At 62.6% G+C, this 22,199-nt stretch carries 24 protein-coding genes; 16 read left to right on the top strand and 8 right to left on the bottom strand.

Annotated elements, in window-relative coordinates:
* Positions 1–9: 9 nt before the first annotated feature.
* Both G8767_RS13760 and G8767_RS13755 read right to left on the bottom strand, forming a co-directional pair.
* Positions 10–423 (bottom strand): VOC family protein, encoded by a 414-nt coding sequence (locus tag G8767_RS13760; protein ID WP_095969925.1) that lies wholly within the window; start codon positions 421–423, stop codon positions 10–12.
* Between the two features lie 101 nt (positions 424–524).
* Positions 525–1,127: an XRE family transcriptional regulator gene (locus G8767_RS13755; RefSeq protein WP_166810476.1), complete on the bottom strand. Its 603-nt coding sequence runs from the start codon at positions 1,125–1,127 to the stop codon at positions 525–527.
* Between the two features lie 64 nt (positions 1,128–1,191).
* Here G8767_RS13755 and G8767_RS13750 point away from each other — a divergent pair, with 64 nt between their 5' ends.
* Both G8767_RS13750 and G8767_RS13745 read left to right on the top strand, forming a co-directional pair.
* Positions 1,192–1,887 (top strand): AzlC family ABC transporter permease, encoded by a 696-nt coding sequence (locus G8767_RS13750; protein WP_206029335.1) that lies wholly within the window; start codon positions 1,192–1,194, stop codon positions 1,885–1,887.
* Entirely contained in the window at positions 1,884–2,204 is a 321-nt protein-coding gene (locus G8767_RS13745) for an AzlD domain-containing protein (protein ID WP_124569393.1), read from the top strand. Before G8767_RS13750 ends, G8767_RS13745 begins: the two co-directional genes overlap by 4 nt.
* Here G8767_RS13745 and G8767_RS13740 read toward each other — a convergent pair.
* Positions 2,190–2,846 carry a TetR/AcrR family transcriptional regulator C-terminal domain-containing protein gene (locus G8767_RS13740; protein ID WP_166810474.1) on the bottom strand — a complete coding sequence of 219 codons (657 nt, stop codon included), beginning with the start codon at positions 2,844–2,846 and terminating at the stop codon, positions 2,190–2,192. The genes G8767_RS13745 and G8767_RS13740 overlap by 15 nt on opposite strands.
* A gap of 164 nt (positions 2,847–3,010) precedes the next feature.
* Between G8767_RS13740 and bioB the strand changes: the two genes are divergently transcribed.
* The 3 genes from bioB to G8767_RS13725 are packed head-to-tail and all read left to right on the top strand — an operon-like array spanning position 3,011 to position 4,832.
* Positions 3,011–4,024 carry a biotin synthase BioB gene (gene bioB, locus G8767_RS13735; RefSeq protein ID WP_095970015.1) on the top strand — a complete coding sequence of 338 codons (1,014 nt, stop codon included), beginning with the start codon at positions 3,011–3,013 and terminating at the stop codon, positions 4,022–4,024.
* Positions 4,021–4,245, top strand: coding sequence for a hypothetical protein (locus G8767_RS13730; protein WP_095969929.1), 225 nt, complete (start codon positions 4,021–4,023; stop codon positions 4,243–4,245). Before bioB ends, G8767_RS13730 begins: the two co-directional genes overlap by 4 nt.
* 11 nt (positions 4,246–4,256) lie before the next feature.
* Positions 4,257–4,832 carry a DUF2567 domain-containing protein gene (locus G8767_RS13725; RefSeq protein WP_095969930.1) on the top strand — a complete coding sequence of 192 codons (576 nt, stop codon included), beginning with the start codon at positions 4,257–4,259 and terminating at the stop codon, positions 4,830–4,832.
* Positions 4,833–4,843: 11 nt separating this feature from the next.
* Here G8767_RS13725 and G8767_RS13720 read toward each other — a convergent pair whose 3' ends face one another.
* Positions 4,844–5,674 carry an SDR family oxidoreductase gene (locus tag G8767_RS13720; RefSeq protein WP_166810473.1) on the bottom strand — a complete coding sequence of 277 codons (831 nt, stop codon included), beginning with the start codon at positions 5,672–5,674 and terminating at the stop codon, positions 4,844–4,846.
* An 83-nt stretch (positions 5,675–5,757) separates the two neighbouring features.
* Here G8767_RS13720 and G8767_RS13715 point away from each other — a divergent pair, with 83 nt between their 5' ends.
* Both G8767_RS13715 and G8767_RS13710 read left to right on the top strand, forming a co-directional pair.
* Positions 5,758–6,360, top strand: a complete 603-nt coding sequence (locus G8767_RS13715) for a TetR/AcrR family transcriptional regulator (RefSeq protein WP_166810472.1) — start codon at positions 5,758–5,760, stop codon at positions 6,358–6,360.
* Positions 6,361–6,475: 115 nt separating this feature from the next.
* Positions 6,476–6,808, top strand: a complete 333-nt coding sequence (locus G8767_RS13710; RefSeq protein WP_095969933.1) for an SDR family NAD(P)-dependent oxidoreductase — start codon at positions 6,476–6,478, stop codon at positions 6,806–6,808.
* Positions 6,809–6,822: 14 nt separating this feature from the next.
* On the opposite strand, the gene G8767_RS13705 is transcribed toward G8767_RS13710, so the two are convergent.
* Positions 6,823–7,551, bottom strand: coding sequence for an NUDIX domain-containing protein (locus G8767_RS13705; RefSeq protein WP_007733069.1), 729 nt, complete (start codon positions 7,549–7,551; stop codon positions 6,823–6,825).
* 102 nt (positions 7,552–7,653) lie between these two features.
* On the opposite strand from G8767_RS13705, the gene nadA reads away from it, so the two are divergent.
* Genes nadA through nadC form a run of 3 tightly spaced genes read left to right on the top strand, consistent with a single transcriptional unit; the run spans position 7,654 to position 11,131 of the window.
* Positions 7,654–8,691, top strand: coding sequence for a quinolinate synthase NadA (nadA, locus tag G8767_RS13700; protein WP_095970016.1), 1,038 nt, complete (start codon positions 7,654–7,656; stop codon positions 8,689–8,691).
* Positions 8,688–10,259 carry an L-aspartate oxidase gene (locus G8767_RS13695; protein WP_166810471.1) on the top strand — a complete coding sequence of 524 codons (1,572 nt, stop codon included), beginning with the start codon at positions 8,688–8,690 and terminating at the stop codon, positions 10,257–10,259. The genes nadA and G8767_RS13695 overlap by 4 nt, the downstream gene beginning before the upstream one ends.
* Positions 10,259–11,131 carry a carboxylating nicotinate-nucleotide diphosphorylase gene (gene nadC / locus G8767_RS13690; RefSeq protein ID WP_166810470.1) on the top strand — a complete coding sequence of 291 codons (873 nt, stop codon included), beginning with the start codon at positions 10,259–10,261 and terminating at the stop codon, positions 11,129–11,131. Before G8767_RS13695 ends, nadC begins: the two co-directional genes overlap by 1 nt.
* Positions 11,132–11,137: 6 nt before the next feature.
* Here nadC and G8767_RS13685 read toward each other — a convergent pair whose 3' ends face one another.
* Entirely contained in the window at positions 11,138–12,046 is a 909-nt protein-coding gene (locus tag G8767_RS13685) for a LysR substrate-binding domain-containing protein (RefSeq protein ID WP_166810469.1), read from the bottom strand.
* Positions 12,047–12,117: 71 nt separating this feature from the next.
* Between G8767_RS13685 and G8767_RS13680 the strand changes: the two genes are divergently transcribed.
* The 6 genes from G8767_RS13680 to G8767_RS13655 all read left to right on the top strand — a co-directional run bounded on the left by G8767_RS13680 (position 12,118) and on the right by G8767_RS13655 (position 18,915).
* Positions 12,118–13,011 carry a dihydrodipicolinate synthase family protein gene (locus G8767_RS13680; RefSeq protein ID WP_166810468.1) on the top strand — a complete coding sequence of 298 codons (894 nt, stop codon included), beginning with the start codon at positions 12,118–12,120 and terminating at the stop codon, positions 13,009–13,011.
* Positions 13,012–13,058: 47 nt separating this feature from the next.
* Positions 13,059–14,357 carry an HNH endonuclease signature motif containing protein gene (locus G8767_RS13675; protein WP_166810467.1) on the top strand — a complete coding sequence of 433 codons (1,299 nt, stop codon included), beginning with the start codon at positions 13,059–13,061 and terminating at the stop codon, positions 14,355–14,357.
* 121 nt (positions 14,358–14,478) lie between these two features.
* The gene (locus tag G8767_RS13670) at positions 14,479–14,991 is read left to right on the top strand and encodes a GNAT family N-acetyltransferase (protein WP_166810466.1); all 513 of its coding nucleotides are present in this window, start codon (positions 14,479–14,481) and stop codon (positions 14,989–14,991) included.
* A 93-nt stretch (positions 14,992–15,084) separates the two neighbouring features.
* Entirely contained in the window at positions 15,085–17,067 is a 1,983-nt protein-coding gene (locus G8767_RS13665) for a glycosyltransferase family 39 protein (protein ID WP_166810465.1), read from the top strand.
* Positions 17,068–17,098: 31 nt separating this feature from the next.
* Positions 17,099–18,337 carry a hypothetical protein gene (locus G8767_RS13660; RefSeq protein WP_166810464.1) on the top strand — a complete coding sequence of 413 codons (1,239 nt, stop codon included), beginning with the start codon at positions 17,099–17,101 and terminating at the stop codon, positions 18,335–18,337.
* 74 nt (positions 18,338–18,411) lie between these two features.
* On the top strand, positions 18,412–18,915 hold the full coding sequence (locus G8767_RS13655; protein ID WP_003942377.1) for a MarR family transcriptional regulator: 504 nt from the start codon (positions 18,412–18,414) through the stop codon (positions 18,913–18,915).
* Between the two features lie 36 nt (positions 18,916–18,951).
* Here G8767_RS13655 and G8767_RS13650 read toward each other — a convergent pair whose 3' ends face one another.
* Both G8767_RS13650 and G8767_RS13645 read right to left on the bottom strand, forming a co-directional pair.
* On the bottom strand, positions 18,952–19,983 hold the full coding sequence (locus G8767_RS13650) for an iron-siderophore ABC transporter substrate-binding protein (RefSeq protein ID WP_166810463.1): 1,032 nt from the start codon (positions 19,981–19,983) through the stop codon (positions 18,952–18,954).
* 182 nt (positions 19,984–20,165) lie between these two features.
* A complete protein-coding gene (locus G8767_RS13645) occupies positions 20,166–22,025 on the bottom strand; it encodes a DUF4012 domain-containing protein (protein ID WP_166810462.1) in 1,860 nt (619 codons plus the stop codon).
* Between the last annotated feature and the right edge of the window lie 174 nt (positions 22,026–22,199).

The following is a 22,199-nucleotide window of genomic DNA, read 5'->3' as shown; positions in this document are numbered from 1 at the left end:
GTTGTCCGACTAGGTAGGTTCGGAATCCGTCATTCCGGATTCCATCTCGGCCCGGGCCGCCTCACTGAACTCGATGATCTGAACGTAGTTTCCGTCGGGGTCGATCGCGGTGGCGAACAAACTGCCGTCGCGGTCTTCGAGTGGGGCGAGCCAGTTTCCGCCGAGTACGTCGATGCGTTGCGCGATCGACCGGGCGTCGTCGGTCTCGACGTTGAGGAACATCCGGCCGGGCTGCGGGTTGGTCTCGCCGACGTCGTCGCGTCTGTCGAGCATCACGTAGAAACCGTTGAAGTCGAGAACGTCGTAGCCGGGTTCGCCCGGAGTGCGGTCGACTTTCGGAGCGAACGCCTCGGCGTACCAGTCGCGCAAGCGTTCGGGGTCGGTGCTCGAGAGCAAAATACTGCTGATGCTGGATCCGGACATGGGTCCTCCTGCTGTTGGTCGTTGCTGCCGTCGGCGATCGAGGCACTGGCCACATCACCTCGCAGGTACAGACTTCCCGCAGCGACGAAACTCATCGCGGCTCAGGTGTGCTCCGAAACCAGGATCGCCGTCGTGCCTGGTTCGAGTGCCCGAAAGATGTGCTCCTCGTCACCGGGATACGCGAGATAGTCGCCCGGCCCGAGCTCGATCGGATCTGCAGTGGGCCCGACCTCCGCCCGCCCGGTGCCGATCACAACGTGTTCGGTGGTGCCGCGCGCATGCGGCGTCGAAATGCGGGGCTCGCCCGGTTCTGCAACTATCCGATACAGATCGCGGCGCGCGTTCGGTGGGCTGGGAGCCAGGAGGGTCGCGATGTACGACGCGTTCGCCGACGCAATCGCGGGCCCTTCCCCGGCTCGAATCAACTGAACGGTCTGTGCTTGCGAGTCGACGAGTTGTGAGAACGGCACACCCAGGGCGTTGCCGAGTGCCCACAGTGTTTCGAGGCTCGGGTTCCCGAGGCCGGATTCGAGTTGGGAGAGTGTGGATTTGGCGATGTCAGCGCGTCGGGCGACCTCCGAGAGGCTCAAGCCCGCTCGGGTGCGCTCACGTTTGAGTGCGACTGCCACCAGCTTTTGAGGACTCTGTTCAGTACCAATTCCGGCACCGTCAGGTACACCACTGTCAAATCCACCACTAGCCATCGTTCGATTCTCCGATCGATCGTTTCCCTTGACGAACGGTCTTGCGTCGTTCAACATAGAATACATGCGTTCTTTATGGCGAACAGTTGATCGCGACACGCTCCGGGTGAGCGTGCTGATCTGTCTCTCCGTGGCCATCGTCGGTGTTTCCTACGGTGTGACGGCGGGATCGGCCGGGTTCTCGATGTGGCAGCTCCTTGCGTTGGCCGTGCTCGTTCTGGGTGCCTCGTCGGAGTTCTTGTTCATCGGAATCATCGCGGCCGGGGGGAGTGCCCTCGCCGCGGTTGCAGCCGGTTTGTTGATCAACTCGCGAAACTTCGCGTACGGATTGTCGGCGGGATCCTTTCTCGACAGGGGTCGGCACAGAGGCTCAGGTTGGCGCAAAATGGTCGGCGCGCACCTGGTCAACGACGAAAGCGTCGCGGTCGCCATGGCGCAAGCAACGGTGAAGCAGAAGCGTGCTGCTTTCTGGTTGTGTGGGATCGGGATCGCGGTGGCGTGGCCCATCGGAGCGCTGCTGGGCGGTCTTCTCGGGAGTGTCGTCCAGGATCCGGGCGCGTTGGGGTTGGATGCCGCTTTTCCGGTTGTCATTCTGGCCCTCGTCTTGCCGGCGCTGAGGGAGGGGGTGACGCTGCTTGCCGCCGTGGTCGGTGCAGTGATCGCGGTGGCCGCGTCACCGTTCCTGCCGCCCGGTACCGCGCCGCTCGTAGCCCTGCTGAGTATTGCGGTGACGATACCGTTTCGGGAGAAGGTCCGATGAATACGGCAACGGTCTGGATCGGCATTCTCGTATTCGCCTGCGGCTCTTACGCTTTACGGGTGAGTGGCGTTCTGCTCCGCGCTCGGGTGATGCTTTCGGGCTTTGCCGAGAAGACTCTCGATCGTGCTGTCGTGGTGCTACTGCTCGCAGTGGTTGTGACCTCGACGATCTTCACCGGCCATGACGTTGCCGGACCGGCGCGAGTGCTCGGGGTGGTGGCCGGAGGTATCTGTGCCTGGTTCAGGGCGCCGTTGGTGGTCGTGGTGATTGTCGCGGCCGGTACTACTGCACTATTACGACTGTCAGGAGTGTCGTAGAGCCGATTCGGTGCGCGTTGAATGTGGGGTCGAATTCAGGCGGGTGCGGATGCCGTCGATGAACAGATCCAGGCCGAACTGGAAGCGTACCGTCGGATCGCCGTCGAGGAGGTCCTCGTCGGAACCGCCGCCGATCACCTCGGGGGAGTCGGGGGAAATGGGTGCTCGGGTGAGTGCCCCCATTTCTTCCATCTGCGCTCGGGACTGCTCGTCGACGGTATGGCCGAGTACGTAATACAGCAGGGAGTATGCCGCGAGTTGGGCGTGCTCGCGTGAGAGGCCGGATTCCTGCCCTGCTTGTACGAAGTGCTCGCGTACCTTGCTGCTCGTCATACGCGAGGCGAAGGTGGCGCTGACCAACTCGGCGCCGTCGCGGTGCGCCAGCAGTGCCGACCGAAGCCTATGTGCCAGTTCGGAATACGCCTCTTGCCACGTGTCCGCGTCAACGGGGGAGTCGAGGTCTTCGAGGATCTTGTCGACGACCGCACCGAGCAAGGTCTGCTTGTTCGGGAAGTGCCAGTAGAGAGCTCCGGGTTGGACACCCAGGGACGTTGCGAGCCTGCGCATCGTGAGGTCGGCAAGTCCGAACTCGTCGAGTATCGCCATGGCGCCGTCCAGCACGTCGCCGCGTCGCAACTGCACTTGTTGTTCCCCTCGTGTCGTCCCGCTGTGGGCTGCTCGCGATCGACTGTCGATCGGACCCGCCTTTGACAGTATTCCACCACGTCTCTAACGTGAACACCGTTCAACTTGTACGGTGTTCAATTTTGCTGGTTTCGAAGGAGACGTCTGTGACCCCGCCCCCGATTAGCACGGCCCCTGCGACGGTCGACATCCTCGACCAGGCTCGCGAGCAAGTTCTCGAAAGAGGAGTCGGCCTGACCGAAAGCCAGGTGCTCGACGTACTTCGACTCGACGACGACAGGCTCGAAGACCTGCTCGCTCTCGCCCACGATGTGCGTATGAAGTGGTGTGGACCGGAGGTCGAGGTCGAGGGCATCATCAGCCTCAAGACGGGCGGTTGCCCCGAGGACTGCCATTTCTGCTCGCAGTCCGGACTCTTCCAGTCGCCGGTTCGCGCGGCCTGGTTGGACATCCCGAGCCTGGTGGAAGCTGCCAAGCAGACCGCGAAGTCGGGCGCCACCGAGTTCTGCATCGTGGCCGCCGTCCGCGGACCCGACGCCCGGTTGCTCGCTCAGGTGGCTGCCGGCATCGAGGCGATCCGCAACGAGGTCGACATCCAGATCGCCTGCTCGCTCGGCATGCTGACCCAGGAACAGGTCGACCAATTGGCCGCCATGGGTGTGCACCGGTACAACCACAACTTGGAGACCTCCAAGTCGCATTTCCCGAACGTCGTCACCACGCACTCGTGGGAAGAGCGGTGGAACACCCTGCGGATGGTTCGGGAAGCAGGCATGGAAGTGTGCTGCGGCGGAATCCTCGGCATGGGCGAATCGTTGGAGCAGCGTGCAGAGTTCGCGGCCAACCTGGCCGAACTGGAGCCGGACGAGGTTCCACTCAACTTCCTCAACCCGCGTCCGGGTACCCCGTTCGGTGATCTGGACGTGCTGCCCGCCGGCGAGGCGCTCAAGTCCGTTGCGGCATTCCGTCTCGCGCTGCCCCGCACGATCCTGCGCTTCGCGGGTGGACGTGAAATCACTCTCGGTGACCTGGGGGCCAAGCAGGGCATCCTCGGCGGAATCAACGCCGTCATCGTCGGCAACTACCTGACGACTCTCGGACGTCCCGCCGAGAAGGATCTGGATTTGTTGGTTGATCTGCAGATGCCGATCAAAGCTCTGAACGACACTCTGTGAGCGTTCCGGTGACCGAGGAGCGGTACAACCCGTTCACCGGGCGTCGGATCGTCGACGGCGTCGACGATCCGACGCCGACAGCAGCGTCGATGGGCCTCGAGCCTCCTCGCTTCTGCGAGCAGTGCGGACGGCGAATGATCGTTCAGGTCAGTCCGGACGGTTGGTGGGCGAAATGCTCCCGTCACGGTGTCGTCGACTCGATCGACGCCGCCCGCAGGTAGCGTCACTCTGTGTGATCTCTCTTCGGCAGACTCGACTGCGCACCGCGATCGTGATCGCCGCAACCAGTGCGGGCGTGAGCGTGCTCGTCGGTGTGCTGTGGGCGTTCCTGGCTCCGGCAGAGCACCTGTTGGTGGTGTCCGAGGGGCGCGGCGTCGCGTTGACGGGTGAGAGTCTTCACCAGTTCGACGCAAGCGCCGTATTCATCTGGCTGGCACTGATCGTCGGCGTTCTGTCAGCGGTGGCAGCCTGGCTGGCACGCCTGAGTCGAGGCCCGTATGCCCTGGGTGGGTTGATCGTCGGCTCAGCGGTGGGAGCCGGCCTGATGGCACTGGTGGGTTCGGGTGTGACGAAACTACGTTTCCCCGCGGCCGACAATCCGGCGGTGGGGGAGATCGTCGCGCGAGCACCCAACATCGGAACCTTGCTGGTCCTGTTGTTTCAGCCGCTCGCGGCGTGCGTCGTGACTTTGGTTCTCGCAGTGCTCAATCCGTACGACGACCTCGGTGTGGGGGACCATCCGGAATCTGAGGATCCGGCCGCCGAGGTCGAACGGACCGACGACGAGGTCCAGCCGAAACTCCCGTAACCGTCGTGTCGCTAAACAGCCGAGGTCGACGGACGGTTCGCAGCGGACTTCATTCGCACGTCTCCCAAGAGTCGACCCGAAATCAACGCCCCCAATCGGCGGGTCGCGAAGCGAGTGCTGATCGAGGACACCCAATTCGGCAAACCTGATACCACTGTCGGCGGTGCGTTGCGTCGATCCAGTGCCCGGAAAGCTGTGTCCACCACCTGAGTTGCCGTCTGCATTCGTCCGACTGCAGCATCTTCGGACCCGACGACGTCGAAGAACTCGGTGCGCGTCGGACCGGGGCATACCGCCAGTACGGTCAAGCCGCTACCGCGAGCTTCTGCCCACAGTGCTTCCGTGAAGTTGAGTACAAAGGCCTTGGATGCGCCGTAGACCGCCATGCCCGGTGTCGGCTGGAACGACGCGGTGCTGGCGATGTTGACCAGTGCGCCGCGTCCGGTGAGAAGGTCGGGCAGGAATGTGTGCGTCAACTCGACGAGTGTGGCGATGTTCAGTTGAATTTCGGACGTGACGCGCTCGAGGTCTTCGTCAACGAACGCGCCGTGCGTTCCGAACCCAGCGTTGTTGATCAGTGAGGTGACGGTGATGCCACGGTTTGTCAGCTCCTGGTGCAGCGATGCACCGACGCCGGGTGTAGCCAGGTCGGCGGGCAGAACCGTGACTGTGATGCCGTGGGCGACGCGGAGTTCGGTGGCGAGTGCTTCGAGGCGGTCGGCTCGCCTGGCGACGAGAACCAGATTTGCACCACGAGCGGCTAAGCGGTGAGCGAATTCCACGCCGAGCCCGGCACTGGCTCCTGTGATGAGAACGGTGGTTCCGGATACGTCGATGGCCATGGTGGCTCCTTCGGTTCGGGTGGTCCCAAATGTAGGCACTGACACCATAGTTGTCAATGACAACATTTTGATAAGGTGCCTCCATGCCCGCCCACGACCAGCCGTACCACCACGGCAGTCTGCGACAGGAACTCCTGGCGTCGGCTGAAGTGACCCTCGAGCGAGACGGCGTCGACAAGTTGTCGCTGAGGCAACTTGCACGTGAGGCGGGCGTGAGTCACGCGGCTCCGGGCAAGCACTTTCGGGACCGTCAGGCGTTGCTCGACGCCCTGGCTGAAAGCGGCTTCCACCGGATGACCGGTGCGCTCGAGCGAGCAGTTTCGGAGGCTCCGCCGACCGCGAGGGCCAGGTTCTCCTCGCTCGCCAACGCCTACGTGGATTTTGCACTCGAGCATCCCGGCCTGTTGTCTCTGATGTACAGCAACAAGCATGCACCCGGTGCGGCCGAGACCGTCGTGAACGCGGGGCACGCGACGATGGACCTGACCGTCCGGCTCGTGTCGGAAGCGCAGGCCGCGGGTGACATTGCTGCCGGTGATCCGGAAAGCATTGCGCTCGTTGCCTTTGCGACGTTCCATGGAGTCGCGACGCTGGCCGCGGGCGGAATGTTGGGCGACGTGCCGGTCGGCGATGTGGTGAACGCTGCGTCGACGGTCTTCTGGGCGGGGTTGTCTCGACCTGTCTGACGCCCGGGACACACGCGGAATTCCCCAGAGTTCTCACAGAACCAGCACAAGGGGAGCACAAGATTGCGGACTTACATAGGAGTCAAGAAGTTTGATTCCGAGTGGAGGTTCCGCAATGAGCGTTTCAGAGATCGCCCCCAACAGGGGAGTTGTACTGGTCACGGACATCGGATTCGAGCACGGTGCGCGCATCGCCACAGAGTTTCTCGACGCTGGTTGGAGCGTGGCGGTCACGGCGCGGACGGTAACCGAGTTGGTACGCATCATGGCTGGGAAACCTGCCCATCGCTTCTTTGCGATAGTCGCCGATCCGACGGATCATTGGCAGGCCGACCGGATTCTCGACCGCGTGACGACACGATTCGGCACGATAAATCGGGTTATCGATCCGGCGGGCGCCGTGACCTCGGTGTGGACGCAGCGTGGAAGTCTCGAAGCCGTTGCCTGACAACGTGACCGGCGTCAGCTCGGTGGCCGTAGGGCGGCGAATTCGTCGGTGACCCGCAAGGTGGAGTCGGTGAAACGGTACAGGGCCGGTGGACGTCCACCCGACTTGCCCGACGGTGCGGTGTTGCCGGTGGGAGTCAGGACGCCTCGGCGCCCCAGTACGCGTTGCAAGTTGGTGGCGTCGACTTGGTAACCGAGTGCGGCGCAGTATATTTCCCGCAGTGTGGACATCGCGAACTCTTCGGGAGCCAGCCCGAATGCGATGTTGGTGTACGAGAGTTTTGCGGCCAGTCGATTGCGCGCGTGCCGTACGACGGTTCCGTGGTCGAACGACATCTCCGGCAATTTCGAAACAGGGTGCCAGGCGGTGTCCGGTGGGAGTTGTGGATCGGCGCTGAGAGGGACGAGTCCGAGAAAGGTCGACGCGATGCGGCGTGGGCCCGGCACCCGCTGTGGGTCGCTGAAGACGGAGAGTTGCTCGAGGTGAGCGACTTTTCGTAGGTCGACCTTCTCGGCGAGGAGTCGTCGAGCGGACGTCGTCAGGTCCTCGTCGTCGCGCAAAGTGCCTCCGGGCAGGGACCAAGTGCCCTTCTGCGGGTTGAGTGCGCGCTGCCACAGCAGTACGGCCAACTCTTCACGTCCTTGCGGGCAGTGATCGCCGTCACCTGCGGCGATGCTTGCGGGGAAGGTGCGAACTTGGAACACCGCTGCAAGCACTTCGTGGGTGGTGTTACTATTGGGCACGTTTTCGATCCTAAGTCGAAAACCTCGAATACGGAAATCCGGGCCAGCCCGTCCGGATTTGAACTGGGTGACGAGCCCGGGTTCACGGTGAAGGAGAACGCCATGACGACCACGACGTTATGGGAGGGATCGGCCTCGCAGATTCACGACGGCCCTGGCGGATACAGCGGAGTCGAAGCGACCCCCGAATGGGCCGCTGAGATCAAACGTCTGGCTCGCGAACGCGGCGCGACGATTCTTGCGCACAACTACCAGCTGCCCGCGATTCAGGACGTCGCCGATCACGTCGGCGACTCCCTGGCGCTCTCGCGAATCGCTGCCGAGGCGCCCGAGGACACGATTGTCTTCTGCGGCGTGCACTTCATGGCGGAGACCGCGAAGATCCTGTCGCCGTCCAAGACCGTCCTGATCCCGGACGAGCGAGCCGGCTGCTCGCTGGCCGACTCGATCAACGCCGAGCAGCTCCGTGAGTGGAAAGCCGACAACCCGAACGCGCTGGTGGTGTCGTACGTGAACACCACGGCGGAGGTGAAGGGTCTCACCGACATCTGCTGCACGTCGTCCAATGCCGTCGACGTGGTCAACTCGATCGATCCCGACCGCGAGGTTCTGTTCCTGCCCGACCAGTTCCTGGGAGCGCACGTCAAGCGCGTGACCGGCCGTACCAACATGCAGATCTGGGCTGGTGAGTGCCACGTGCACGCCGGCATCAACGGCGACGAGCTGACGGCCAAGTCCAAGTCGCATCCCGACGCCGAGCTGTTCGTGCACCCTGAATGTGGTTGCGCTACTTCGGCTCTGTACCTCGCCGGTGAAGGCGCGGTCCCCGCGGACAAGGTCAAGATCCTCTCCACCGGCGGAATGCTCGACGCTGCGCGCGTCACCAAGAGCAAGCAGGTTCTGGTCGCGACCGAGATCGGGATGCTGCACCAGTTGCGCAAGGCAGCGCCCGACGTCGATTTCCAGGCCGTCAACGACCGCGCGTCGTGCCCGTACATGAAGATGATCACGCCAGCCGCGTTGCTTCGCTGCCTTCTCGAGGGCAAGGACGAGGTCCACGTCGATCTCGAGATGGCCAAGCGCGCACAGAAATCGGTGCAGCGCATGATCGAGATCGGTAATCCGGGCGGCGGCGAGTGACCAGTCCTGCCGGGCGTTTCGCCTGGGAGGCTCATGCCGACCTGGTCGTCGTGGGAGGCGGTGTTGCGGGCCTCACCGCTGCGCGCACCGCTTCTCTGCGGGGGCTGAAAGTGCTCACTGTCAGCAAGGGTGGCCCGACGGACACCGCGACTCAGTACGCGCAGGGTGGCATCGCGGTAGTCGACGATCTGAATACGGATTCCGTCGAGTCGCACGTTGCGGATACGTGTGAGGCCGGCGTCGGTTTGTGCGACGAGGAAGCCGTCTACTCCATCGTCGAAGCTGGTCACGATGCTGTTGCGGCGCTGGCCGCGTTGGGTGCGGTCTTCGACCGCGGGATGGACGGCGAAGTGTCACGCACCCGTGAGGGTGGGCACAGCACACGTCGGATCATCCATGCTGGTGGTGACGCCACGGGCGCGGAAGTGCAGCGAGCTCTCAATGCTGCCGGCCTGCCCGTTCTGTTCGGGGCCGCAGCAGTTCAGGTGGTGACCAACCGCCGCGGGGTGTGCGGACTGATCGTCTCCTCGCCGGAAGGGCTCGGGGTGATCCATGCGCCGGCGGTCCTGCTCGCTACCGGTGGACTCGGTCAGCTGTATGCCTGCAGTACCAATCCACCCGGCGCAACTGCCGACGGAATCGCGTTGGCACTCGAGGCTGGTGCGGCAATCGCGGATCTGGAGTTCGTTCAGTTCCACCCGACGGTGCTCTTCACCCCCGGCGGACTAGGTCGTCGACCCTTGATCAGTGAGGCGGTCCGCGGCGAGGGTGCGATTCTTGTCGACACCAACGGCGATTCGGTCACCGCAGGTGTTCATCCGCTGGGTGATCTCGCCCCGCGTGACGTGGTCTCGCGCGCAATTGCGGCACGCCTACGCGATCTCGGCACCGATCACGTCTACCTCGACGCCCGCAAGCTCGACGGTTTCGATTCGCGATTCCCGACCATCACTGCGTCCTGTCTCGAAGCAGGCATCGATCCACGGACTCAACTCATTCCGGTCGCTCCGGCCGCACACTACTCGTGCGGTGGAGTCGCCACCGACGTCCATGGACGCACTGGAGTGCCTGGACTCTACGCAGCAGGAGAAGTGGCGCGCACGGGATTGCACGGCGCGAATCGTCTTGCGTCCAACAGCCTTCTGGAGGGGTTGGTGGTCGGGGAGCGCGCCGGAATCGCAGCTGCCGAGCGCCGCGAGGTTCATGCCGAAGTGGTCAATGTGGTGCGCAAGCCGATGCCGATCCTGCCGCGAGAGACCGTGCAGTCCGTCATGACGGCACACGCGTCGGTGGTTCGCGACGGAGGTGGTCTCCAGACTGCGCGAGCCGCGCTTGCCGGCGCTCGGCAGACGGTGGCGGTGGCTGCTGCGGACCTCGAAGACGCGGCGCTCACATTGACCGCGACTGCATTGGTCGACGTGGCCGTGGCGCGAACCGAGAGCCGTGGTTGCCATACCCGCACCGACTATCCTGAAACAGATCCGAATCAGCGTCGCAGCACTCGGATCAAGATGGGCGCCGATGGAACGCTCGAAATACCCGACATGTTGTTGACAGGAGTTCATTGATGACCGAGCAGAAGATCCTGCCCGCGCCGCTCGACCGTGACGAGTTGCTCACGTTGGTCAGGCTCGCTCTGGACGAGGATCTGCGCTATGGCCCTGATATCACTTCTACCGCAACGGTTCCCGCCGATGCGGTCGCGAAGGCCTCGGTCGTGTCGCGCTCATCGGGAACGATCGCCGGCATCGACGTCGGACTGCTTGTTCTCGACGAAGTGATCGGCGCGGGTAACTACGAGATCGTCGATCGGGTGTCCGACGGAACTCGGGTCGCGCCAGGTCAATCGGTCCTCACCGTTGTCGCGCCCACCCGCGGACTTCTCACGGCAGAGCGGACGATGCTCAACCTCGTCTGCCATCTCTCGGGAATCGCCACGGCGACATCGCAGTGGGTCGACGCCATTGCCGGCACTCGTGCCAAGGTGCGCGACAGTCGAAAGACGCTGCCCGGCCTGCGTTCACTGCAGAAATATGCAGTCCACGTGGGCGGCGGAGTCAACCACCGGATGGGGTTGGGTGACGCGGCGTTGATCAAGGACAACCACGTGGCCGCTGCCGGTTCGGTGGTTGCCGCACTTCGCGCCGTCCGTGAACTCGCGCCGGACATCGAGTGCGAGGTAGAGGTCGACAATCTCACTCAGCTCGATCAGGTGCTGGCGGAAAAAGTCGAACTTGTTCTGCTGGACAACTTCCCGCTCTGGCAGACGCAGATCGCAGTCCAGCGCCGAGACGCTGCTGCTCCCGAAACCAAGCTCGAATCCTCCGGTGGTCTCACCATCGACGTTGCCGCAGAGTACGCCAGAACCGGTGTCGACTACCTGGCCGTAGGTGCACTGACGCACTCGGTGACGGTGCTCGACCTCGGACTCGACATGTAATAGCCGCTATTGCTCGGCGTCCAGCAGTGGCGGGACTGCCGAGCGAAGCGCGCGTGTGACGGTTGCGACCGCCGGGTGTGCGTCGGAGCCTGCTCGGTGAGCGATCTTGGTTCGCCGTCGAATCGGCATCGGCGTGAGCCGCACCCCCGGAGGTGGATGACTCGCTCCGAGTTCGGGGACCAGTGAAACTCCTTGTCCTGCAGCAACAAGAGCGAGAACTGTGGCGAACTCGTCTATGTGGTGACGGACTTTCGGTGTGAACCCGGCAGCTTGGCACGCGCGAATAGTCATTGCATGACAAGCAGTTCCGGGAATCGCGGTAATCCACGCACGTTCTACGCAGTCGGTCAGCGATGCGACAGCCTCGTCGGAATCCGACTCGGTGTCGCTCGACGCCAGGTACACGGATTCACTGCACAGTGGTAACGCCGTCAGGCCCGGTTCCGTGGGGCGAGGGACGAAGTCGTAATCGTGAATCAACGCCAAGTCCAGATTTCCGGCTCGTAATGCGTCGGCGACGTCAGCTGGGTCGATCTCCGAGACCATCGGTTCCAGCCTCGGATGTTCGTGCGACAGTGCGATCAAGGCCTGAGGGAGGATCGCTCGTGCTGCGGTCGGGAACGTGCCGATTCGAAGCGGCCCGGCGAGTCCACGCCGGGCGTCGACCAATTCACCCGACGCCTGCTCCAGGCGTTGCAGGATGACTTCGGCATGACGAGAGAGGTTCTCACCGGCAGGTGTGAGGCGCACACGGCGTCCTGTGCGTTCCAGCAGAGGTACTCCGGCTTCACGTTCGAGAACCGCCAACTGCTGCGACACCGCGGAGGGGCTGAACGACAACGCCTCGGCGACGGCAACAATGGTTCCGCGCAACGCCAGTTCGCGTAAGAGCCTCAGTCGACGAACGTCAAGCATCAGCTCAGCTTACGCTGGAAGGCGGAAATACGAACTAGACCTGCAAGGTTTGTTCGGTGAGGCTGAGTTGTATGACTACGACTCGAGTCGACCTCGCCGGAATCCATGTCCCGCTGATCACCCCGTTCGAGAGCGACGGGCGTGTTGCAACCAATGCGCTCGAGCAGCTTGCGCACCAGGTCCTCGACGATGGCGCGGTCGGACTCGTTGCACTGGGGACTACAGCGGAAACCGCAACACTCACGGAGTGGGAGAGGGAGACCGTTCTGGATATCTGTGCGAGCGTGTGCCGTGTGAGAGGTGCGACGTTGATCGTCGGCGCGGGCAGCAACGACACGGCGGGCAGTGCGCAGGCGCTCGGGAGGCTGGCTCGGTGGCCTGAGGTCTCGGCGGCCTTGGTGCCGGTTCCCTCCTTCACGAGGCCGTCGAAAGCCGGTGTGGTGGCGCATTTCGCGCATCTGCAGTCGTCGAGCCCAGTGCCGCTGATCGTCTATCACGTGCCGTATCGAACTGCGTGCGATCTGGATAGTGGCACTTTGCGGGAGCTGGGTACTTTGCCCGGGGTTGTCGGTGTGAAGTATGCCGCGGGCGGTATCGACGCAGCTGCCGTCGAACTCTTCGCGGACCTTCCGCACGACTTCGCCGTACTGGCGGGGGATGATCTCTTTCTGGCGCCGCTTCTTGCCTTGGGCGCCTCGGGTGGCATTTTGGCGTCCGCTCATGTGTCGACCGCGGAGTTCGTTCGCTTGGTAAAGGCTTGGGACAGTGGCGATGTCGACGGCGCCCGTGACCTCGGGCGGCGGTTGTCGACGCTGTCCGGAGCTCTGTTCTCCGAACCGAACCCCACTGTCATCAAGGGCGTGTTGCACGCGTTGGGGCAGATTCCGACCCCCCATGTGCGACTGCCGTTGCTGGCTGCGAGTCACGAATCGGTAGCGCGGGCACTCGAGGTCTACCGCTCTTGACTCGAACGTGTGTTCGAGTATGCTTGAGGTGGGGATCGGGGGATTCAATGAGTGTTCTGTCATCGGATGTGGTGTCGGGCTCTGCGGTGGGGTTACGCGGACGCCTGTGGCAGTTGACGGCTGCGGAGCTACGTGAGGCTGCCGTGTCCGCGAGCGCGGAGATTCTGCGTCTCGAGGCCATTCGGGTGGCAGTGGTCGACGAGCTCTCGTTGCGTCCCGATGATCAGGTGATCGCCAGCCGCGGGGTGGGTGCGTGGTTGGCGGCGAACACGATGCTCCAGGTTCGGGACGGGAAGAAGATCGCCGCCCTCGGTGCGGCGCTGCGGCCCTTTCCCGCGGTGGCAGCCCGGTTCGATTGCGGGGATTGTTCGTTCGATCATGCCGTTTTGATTATCTCGTTTTGTGAGTCGCCGCCGAAGGGGATGCCGGACGAGGCGATGCCTCGCTGTATCGATTTGTTGTTGGCTGCCGCCTCGGGAGTGGAAGCAACGACCACGAAGGTGCGGAACGTCATCGCGACGTTGGAGCGGTTGTTCGAATCCGATGAGATTCCGCCCGCCGAAGACGTCGACCGCAACGAACTCCGCATCGCGTCGACGCTGCATGGTCGAGTGGTGGTTCGCGGGGATTTCGACGCCCTCACCGGCGAAATGCTGCTCTCCGCCCTGTCGAACCTGACGATGCCCACCCCGGCACCCGATGGAACCCCGGATGCTCGGTCGGCGGCGAAGCGGACCGCGGACGGGTTCACCGAACTGATCCGCCGGTATCTGGACTGTGCCAAGACCGGTATGGATGGTGGTCAGCGGCCGCACGTGAACGTGCACATCAATGCCCGTGATCTGGCTGAGCACCGGGACTGCGCCGCAACACCAACTGATGGTGGGGGGTCTGTGTCGGATCTCGATGTCGGGCACATGCCCTGGCTGGGACCACTCTCGATCTCGCAGACCAGGCTCCTCGGATGTGATTGTTTCCTGTCCACTGTTCTGCTGGACGATCACGGCGCGCCGCTCGATGCGAAACCCGGGAAACGGTTGGTCACCGCCGAACAGAGAGTGGCGTTGATCGCGAGAGATCAAGGCTGCGCGTTCCCGGGGTGTTCGTGTGTGCCGGCGTGGACGGATGCGCACCATATTCGGCACTGGGCCAATGGCGGCCCGACGGTGATGAACAACCTGGTCTTGCTGTGCCGTTCGCATCATCGGTTGATGCATCGCAAATCCGGGTTCGTCGGCAAGTGGGAGATCCGGATCGGGGTCGACAACAAGCCGTGGTTCATTCCGCCGCCGTCGATCGACCCGCAGCGGCACCCGCGGCCGGCGAACACCACCTTCACAACCTGAGCGGGTGGTGAGACCCGGACAGCCACACAACTTCACGCCGATAGGCTCCATCTCGCAGGTATATCCGAGGTGGAGCCTGGAGGCCGTGTTGTTCTGAACGGCCACAGATGTGGGGAGGCGCATGATTGTGGACGTTGTGCGGGCAGTCGACACCGATGGTCCGGAGATTCTGGCGCTGCGGCACTCGGCAGAGGATTGGTTGGCAGAACGCGGAATCATCCAGTGGCATCCGCGTGAAATAACTCTCGAGCAGATCAGGGCCCAGATCTCGCGTGGCGAGTTCTTTGTCGCACGAGACCGCGCGCAGTCGAGAATTGTCGGCGCGTTGCGGTTGATCTGGTCGGACCCTGCGGTCTGGCCGGATTCGGATGAGCCTGCTGGCTACGTGCACGGTTTGGTCATCGATCGAGCGTTTTCGGGCACCTCGATGGGTGAACGGCTACTCGGCTGGGCGCTTCGACCGTCCGCGGAGGAAGGCGCGCAGTACTTACGGCTCGATTGTGTGGAAACGAACGTGCGATTGCGCCGCTACTACCGGGACGCGGGTTTTGTCGAGGTCGGGCGTCGTGATTTCGGAGATGTTTTCGACAACGGTTGGTTCAGCGTCGTGTTGTTCGAGCGCTCCCTGACCTGATTCATTCACAGCAACTTTCCAGCCGGCTCCCAGTGCCGCCGGGGTTGAAAGCGCGATCGTTGGCAGGACAGTAACTCGTGAAGGGACTTCCTGATGACCGCCGTTCTGCATCCGGCCCCGCCTCATCGGCCGGCAACAACTGCCCATCGAGCCGAGCCCTTGCCGTCGTGGTTCCGCACTCGCCGTACAGGTTTGGCGCTGGCGATCCTGTTGGCAGCAACGGCGGTCTTGTATTTGGGGGATCTGACCGCGAGTGGCTACGCCAACACCTTCTACGCTGCGGCGGCGCAGGCCGGCTCCCAGAATTGGAAAGCGTGGTTCTTCGGTTCCCTCGATACCTCGAATTTCATCACAGTCGACAAACCTCCCGCCTCATTGTGGGTGATGGGTCTGTCCGGACGAATCTTCGGATTCTCGAGTGCCAGCCTCCTCGTTCCGCAGGCGTTGATGGGCGTCGGATCGGTTGCGCTCGTGTATGCGGCTGTCAAACGAGTGGCGTCGCCTGCTGCGGGTCTTGTGGCGGGAGCTGTGTTGGCAGCTACGCCCGCTGCCGCTCTGATGTTCAAGTTCGACAATCCCGATGCACTGCTGGTTCTGCTCATGACTCTTGCCGGCTACTTCGTGGTGCGGGCCATGAGCACGGTGGCGGGTCGACGAGCGGCGATGTGGACAGCCCTCGCCGGTGTTGCACTGGGATTCGCTTTTCTCACCAAGATGTTGCAAGGGTTGATGGTATTACCTGCATTCGGAGTTGCGTACGTGATTGCCGGACAGACACGGCTGCGAACTCGTTTGGTCCACTTGGTGATCGGAGCCGCGGCGGTGATCGTATCGGCCGGGTGGTGGGTACTTGCTGTCTGGCTGTGGCCGGCCGATTCTCGCCCGTACATCGGCGGGTCGACCAACAACAGCGTCATGGACTTGGTGTTGGGATACAACGGGTTGGGTCGACTTTTCGGCAACACCGGTGGCGGAATGAACGGTGGCGGTGCAGGTTCGAGCTTCGGGGGGAGTACGGGACTCGATCGACTGTTCGGCAGCGAGATGGGCATACAGATTTCCTGGTTGATCCCCGCGGCACTGATCGCGTTGGTGTTCGGCCTCCTCGCCTGTGGGCGCGCACCGCGCACAGATCTACTCCGTGCGTCGTTGATCCTGTGGGGTGGTTGGTTTCTCGTGACCGGCGTGATCTTCAGCTACATGTCCGGCACGATCCATCCCTATTACACAGTTGCGCTTGCGCCTGCCGTCGCAGGAATGATCGGGACCGGTGGATACGCGCTGTGGGCGGTTCGTGCCCGCTGGATCGGGCGTTGCGGCTTGGCGGCGATTTTGCTGGCCGCAGGAATCTGGAGTTGGGTGTTGTTGCATCGCAACGCCGACTGGCTGCCGATGCTGAAATGGATTCTGTTGGCAGGCACAGTCGTCGGCGCGATCCTGATTCTGATGGGTGCGCAGGATCGATTCCGGAAGCTCACTGTCGCTGGATTGATCATCGGCTCGTTGGCAGGGATAACCGGTTCGGCGTCTTACGCAATTGCCACCGCTGCAACAGCGCACGGCGGGTCCATCCCCACAGCTGGACCAACAGGTGCGGTGTCCGATTCCGGACTGGGCGGGGGAGGAGCCATCGGTGGGGGCCCAGAGCAGCGAGACGGTGAGGCCCCACCGATTGAGACGACCGGTAATCTCGTGTCAAGTGGGCCAGAAGCGGGCGGTGGCAGCGAAAGTACTTCAGAGTTGACGGCAATGCTGGTCAATGCGGGCACCACGTGGTCGGCTGCGACCAACGGTTCGCAAAGCGCAGCAACCTACGAGTTGGCCAGCAATACTGCGGTGATGGCCATCGGCGGTTGGAGTTCTGATCCCGCACCGACGCTGGACCAGTTCATCCAATACGTGGCAGACGGCGAAATCCACTACTACATTGCCGGTGGCCAGGGCGGAAGCCAGAGAAACAGCCAAGGCGGGGACGGCACGTCGAGTGCCATCCAGGACTGGGTCGAGGCCAATTTCACGTCGACGACGGTGGGAAATTCCACGGTGTACGACCTCACTGGGTATGTCGGACAGTGACGTAGTTGTTGCCGTAGGCCATGATCGAGACATGTCTGGGCGCACTGCACACGAGCCGAAACGTCGTCGCGAGCAATGGACCTGGCGCGACGGGTTGGTGATCGTCTCGATCGTCGCCTTGGGAATTGTCGTTGCGGCGGTGACGAACGAGGACACGGGCCCGTCGATTCCTGGCTGCGATTCGGTGGAATCGCCGGGTCCGCCGGTGCGATTCAACTACGGTTCTGCGGGCGAGCCTGGCTATGACGATCCGGATTATCAGTGGTTCTCGGGGCCGAAGGCCACCGCTATGAGCGATGCACTACTCGAATCGTTACCTTCCGATGTCGAGGTTGTATTTGCGAGTCCGTCGCAATCGCTCGAGTTTGCGCCGATCCAGAATTACCGGGGCGGTTCGTTTCCCGATGGAGTCGACCCGATCGAGTTCAGCGGTTCGACGTCGGCGAACGGAACCTTGACTCGAACCGGACAGAGTGCGGATATCTCGGTTCAGGTTCGTGCATGGGCTCAGGCGGTGCCGCCGTGCTTGGAGGGACTTGTGGATCGGCGCGAGCACCTCGCGAACGGAACAGTGCTGGACATTGCAGAGTTCGAAGACAGAGACGGTTCGGAAGTCGGGGGCGAGCGCGGTGTTGTCGCGTATCTCGGTGACGGATCCAGAGTTGTTGCGAGCATCGACACGTCGACCGGCACTTCTACGGGTAGCGGCCCGCTTTTGACTATGGACGAACTGATTGCGGTCGCGACCACGCCAGGACTTGCGGTGACCGCACCGGTTCCAGACTCGACGCCGCCACCGATGGCATCCTGCTACACCGATTCCGTGAATGCGGGCCCAACTGCGACGCGAATGGATATCGACCGACTGAACCAGGCACTGGATGCACGTTGGAGGGATCTCGGCGCGGCAGGTGTCACCTTGGAACGTCCGCTCGGTTCGTTGGTTCCAGACGATTACGGGCAGGGTGGGGCGTGCGAGCGAATCGTCGTCTCGACTGCGGACGACCGCGGGGATGTCGAGATAGCGATTGGTACGGCCGTGCCGGAACCAGGTCAGACACTCACGTTGCCCGACGCCACCGTGGTGACTCGCCTGGTCGATCCCGATGGCTCGGGCGGCGACACGGTCCGGGTTGTCCACCCCTCCGGCGAAACCGTGGTGGTGACCCAGTTCGTGAAATCGGCTGCCTCCACGACAGCGCCACCCTTGGCAATCGAGCAACTCGAGTTCATTGCAACTACACCAGGACTGATGCTTTCGGCTCAGTGAGGGTGCTGCTGGCAGAATAGTGGGGAATTGTTCGTACCCAGTTTTTGTACCCAGAGACGTCGGAGGCTCAACGAATGGGCGATGCCAGCCCTGCTCGCGGTGACGATTTCTCCACTTGGTTCATCGACCAGTTCTCCGTGTACTGGCAGTCCGGTGGTGGGGCTCGCATCGAAGGACGCATTGCGGGCTATCTGTTGATCAGCGAGTCGCCGGGAGTCAGTGCGGAGGAGTTGGCGCAGGCGCTCGGGGCCAGTCGCGGATCGGTGTCCACTTACATCCGCAGGTTGATCGACCGGGGCTTCGTCAAGCTCACGCGCAAGCCTCGCGACCGGACCCATTACTACGTCATGGATTCCGACGTGTGGGGCGGATTCCTCGAAACAGAGCACGTGTATCTCGAGAATCAGCGCAAGCTCGCGACCGAGGCGTTGCAGTATGCAAACCCCAACGGCCCCGCGTACATTCGCGTGCTCAATATGCGGGACTACATGGGGTGGATCATCGACAATCGCATGCTGAGCAGCGAATGGATGCGGTTCAAGGCCGAACGTGACGGCAAGAAGCCCGCATCCGAATAGGACGCGGGCTTCTCGATCGCACGATACTGATCTACATCACTTGTTCAGTTTCGCGATTGCTTCGTCGATCATCGGAACGTAGCGCTCGAGAGACCAGGGCACGGTCAGTGGGTTGATCATCGAGGAACCCGTGACGAAGGGCTGCTCGGTCGGAGCGATGACAGTTCCCCGAGCCACAGCGGGGATGGCCTGGTAAGCGGGCTGCGCTTCGATCTCGGCCCGATTGGCCGGGTCCGAGTAGAAGGTGAAGAGCAGATCGGACTTGTCGAGGAGGTTTGCGTTCTCGAGGCCGATGACGGCGGAGTCTGTTCCTTCCGACTCCGTCAAGGTGTAGACGACGGGATCAACCTGTAAGCCAAGTGCGCGCACCATGGCCACGCGCTGCTCCTCCGCGAAGAAGACGCCGAGGGTTCCTGGGCCCGTGTTGTAGATGAAGGAGAAGCTGACGTCGGCGTAGTTCGGATGCGCTGCAGTCGATTCCGCGAACTGCGACTTGATCTTGTCGATCTCGGCTGTTGCCTTCTCGGATTCGCCCATGGCTTTGCCGATGACGTTGATCTGCTCTTCCCACGTGATGGTCCACGGACTCTCTGCGTAGGCCACAGTCGGCGCAAACGCGTTGAGCGAGTCGAACTGCTGCTGTGTGATGCCGGACCAGGGGGCGAGAATCAGATCGGGTTCGAGAGCGATGATCGCTTCGATGTTGAGGTCGGTTCCGCCGGTGAACTGTTCCGGCAGTTCTCCACCTTGCTTCGTGACCGCTTCGTGCACCCACGGCAGATACCCGGTGTCGTCGCTGCCCCACGCGTACTTTTCGACGCCGACCGGGATCGTGCCCAGTGCGATCACGGTCTCCGCCGATCCCATTCCGAGTGTCACGATTCGCTCGGGCTTTTCGGTGATGACGGCGTTTCCGAGCGCACTTTCGATGGTGACGGTCTCGAAGTCGGTGCTGCTCGAATCGGTTTCGGTGTTGTCGCTACTGCATCCACCGACCACAAGAGCGGCAATGACCAAGCTGCTCAGAGCCAGAGTTCGGCGAAGTGAGCGCACACGGGCGTATCGCATGGAGAACCTTCCGTTGTCGATGCGCCGAGGAGTGTGACTCCGACGGATCACAGCCGACGGCCGGTTCCAGGCGCGTCAGGAAGCATAGGCTAGCCTTCGCCAAAGTTTCAAATCTGTTGAAAGTTCACGGACCGGCAAACGTCGACATATCCGGGGAACCCGTCGACGCTTGCCGATCGCGTTCAGCAGGTAGGCACGTCGACGGTGATCTTCGGCTCGTCGACCAGCGGCTGGACGGGAACGCGGGCTTCACCCTCGGTTGCGGGTTCGGTCAGATCGAACTTCAGTTCAACAGTCTGTCCTCGGGGAATGACCGCCCTGGTCATGAAAGCCGGGTGACCCTGCTCTAATCCGTTGACGGCAAACGAGATCTGTCCGCCCACCGAGACTGCGTCGAGTTTCGCTCCGGCCGTTGCCAGTAGTGTGACTGCAGCCACATTGGTGCCCTTGGGTAGTCGACCGGGGTTGTCTACGATCCCACTGACATATTCGGTCAGCTCGGCGTCGGGTGCGTTGTTTGTCAGTCGAACGGTGACCGTCGTCTTTCGAGTATCGCCGGTGCACGTCTCAGCGGTGTAGTCGATTTCTCTCGTGAGGTAGTAGTCGAGCTTGTTACCGGCCTGGTTGTTGATCACCACACCCGCATAGGGCGCCGCATCTCCGGGAATCGTATGACCGAGAACCGTGTCGGCAAGAACCGATTGTTCGTCGGGGTGAGAGCTCCACACTGCGATTCTGCCCTCGCTGACGCCCTTGCCCAGAGCTTCCAGCAGTGCGCTCGGTGACTTGATGTTCCCGGTCATCTTCTCCACGACACGAGCCGCGATGGTCTGCAGATACTGCTTTCGTGCCTTGTTGTCTGAAGGGAAGCGCGCGTACGCGGTCGACTCGGTCAGTTCCACGACGTTGTCGGCAGTGACGGACTCCCCGTCCGGCATCTCTACCGGTCCCACAGCCTCGAGGAGGTAACTCAGGGCGATCGGATCTGTCGCTATCGCACCGTCGACCATCTCACCGCCGGACTCCTGTGACCACAGGGACTGCCAGACCTGCGCCGCGTACGGAAAGTGCGAGCTGAGGTTGCTGTTGCGAAAATCGGTGGTCGGTCGACTGTTTCCGTACAGCTGATTGAAGTCAGGACCAAGGTCTATCGGTTGATTGTCCAGCGTTAGTTCGGAGTTGGGGGAGAGTGTGTCCACCCGAGCGGCGCCGTCGTCGACTCGGACGATGCCGTATCCACCCAACAGGCCGCCGGTTCCGCGGGCCTCCGCATTGGTCTGGAAGCCGATGAAGTAATTGCGCGGACCGTCGGTGCCGAGCATTGCCGGTGCGATACGCGCCGCGGTGGCGGTGTTCGTCAGGAGGGTAGCCAGTTCGCTTGTCTGCGACTGTAATTCTGCTCGGGCATCGTTAACTCGGCTCAGGTACTTCGATTCGGGAACTTCCTGTGCCTGCGACGACAGCAATTCCGCGGCGATAGCTGTTTCAGCCAGTTTCGGAGCCGCCTCGCGTAACGGTGCGAGTGCCAAGCGTCCGCCAGGCTGCACCAATTCCGTTGGCGCGAGTGAAGTTCCGGCAGTTACGGCAGGGCCGAGAACGTCACGCGTGAGTCCCTGGACGACCTCGGTCATCTGGCGTGTCGAGTCGAAGGGCGAGCCGATGACCGGAATTGCGGCGGTGATGTTCCAGGGGAGCGAGTGGGTGTTGTCGTACGCGGCGGATGCCTTTCGATCGGCTTCCGCCGCGGCGGATTCTGCGACCGCCGTATCCCCGGCCAGGAGTGCGCTCTTCGCCGATTGTGCATGGTGGCGAGCTGCTTCAAGGTTGTCTTGTGCCTCATACGCCGTGTACCCGAGCCAAGCCACGAAACCGCCCACGACCAGCGTCGTTCCCGCGATTGCAACCGCAGTTCGACGGCTTCGCGGAAACGCAGTCGTCCCCTTGGGTTCGCGCTCCGGTGCGCTCGGTGGGATGGTGCCGGAGCCCTTCGGTTCAGCCCCGGACTCGTCGTCGGACTTTGGTCCCACCGTGTCGTTGTTCATCCGCTGAAGCTCCTGACGTTTGAGTGCGTGAAAGCTGCGTCGACATGTCTAGCAGGCTTGGACCAGTGGTGAAAACTTAGACGAGACAGTAGGGTTCGGTTCGGCCGTTCGTGGTGTTCGCTCCCATGGATTCACGTGATCAGCCACCGAACGTTCGTGAAAAACAAGGCTGGT

The organism is Rhodococcus sp. IC4_135 (assembly GCF_011602025.1).
Taxonomy (GTDB): Bacteria; Actinomycetota; Actinomycetes; order Mycobacteriales; family Mycobacteriaceae; genus Rhodococcus_F; species Rhodococcus_F baikonurensis.
The sequence above is the reverse complement of the archived record's forward strand: the minus strand, read 5'-3'. Positions and strand labels throughout refer to the sequence as shown.

Excerpts from the sequence above, each read along its gene's own strand:
- G8767_RS13660 (WP_166810464.1), top strand. The coding sequence starts at position 17,099 with ATGTCTGGGCGCACTGCACACGAGCCGAAACGTCGTCGCGAGCAATGG.
- G8767_RS13750 (WP_206029335.1), top strand. The coding sequence starts at position 1,192 with ATGCGTTCTTTATGGCGAACAGTTGATCGCGACACGCTCCGGGTGAGC.
- G8767_RS13710 (WP_095969933.1), top strand. The coding sequence starts at position 6,476 with ATGAGCGTTTCAGAGATCGCCCCCAACAGGGGAGTTGTACTGGTCACG.
- G8767_RS13715 (WP_166810472.1), top strand. The coding sequence starts at position 5,758 with ATGCCCGCCCACGACCAGCCGTACCACCACGGCAGTCTGCGACAGGAA.
- G8767_RS13755 (WP_166810476.1), bottom strand. The coding sequence starts at position 1,127 with ATGGCTAGTGGTGGATTTGACAGTGGTGTACCTGACGGTGCCGGAATT.
- G8767_RS13665 (WP_166810465.1), top strand. The coding sequence starts at position 15,085 with ATGACCGCCGTTCTGCATCCGGCCCCGCCTCATCGGCCGGCAACAACT.
- G8767_RS13685 (WP_166810469.1), bottom strand. The coding sequence starts at position 12,046 with ATGCTTGACGTTCGTCGACTGAGGCTCTTACGCGAACTGGCGTTGCGC.
- G8767_RS13675 (WP_166810467.1), top strand. The coding sequence starts at position 13,059 with ATGAGTGTTCTGTCATCGGATGTGGTGTCGGGCTCTGCGGTGGGGTTA.
- G8767_RS13650 (WP_166810463.1), bottom strand. The coding sequence starts at position 19,983 with ATGCGATACGCCCGTGTGCGCTCACTTCGCCGAACTCTGGCTCTGAGC.
- G8767_RS13655 (WP_003942377.1), top strand. The coding sequence starts at position 18,412 with ATGGGCGATGCCAGCCCTGCTCGCGGTGACGATTTCTCCACTTGGTTC.
- G8767_RS13745 (WP_124569393.1), top strand. The coding sequence starts at position 1,884 with ATGAATACGGCAACGGTCTGGATCGGCATTCTCGTATTCGCCTGCGGC.
- G8767_RS13720 (WP_166810473.1), bottom strand. The coding sequence starts at position 5,674 with ATGGCCATCGACGTATCCGGAACCACCGTTCTCATCACAGGAGCCAGT.
- G8767_RS13645 (WP_166810462.1), bottom strand. The coding sequence starts at position 22,025 with ATGAACAACGACACGGTGGGACCAAAGTCCGACGACGAGTCCGGGGCT.
- nadA (WP_095970016.1), top strand. The coding sequence starts at position 7,654 with ATGACGACCACGACGTTATGGGAGGGATCGGCCTCGCAGATTCACGAC.
- nadC (WP_166810470.1), top strand. The coding sequence starts at position 10,259 with ATGACCGAGCAGAAGATCCTGCCCGCGCCGCTCGACCGTGACGAGTTG.
- G8767_RS13760 (WP_095969925.1), bottom strand. The coding sequence starts at position 423 with ATGTCCGGATCCAGCATCAGCAGTATTTTGCTCTCGAGCACCGACCCC.
- G8767_RS13670 (WP_166810466.1), top strand. The coding sequence starts at position 14,479 with ATGATTGTGGACGTTGTGCGGGCAGTCGACACCGATGGTCCGGAGATT.
- G8767_RS13680 (WP_166810468.1), top strand. The coding sequence starts at position 12,118 with ATGACTACGACTCGAGTCGACCTCGCCGGAATCCATGTCCCGCTGATC.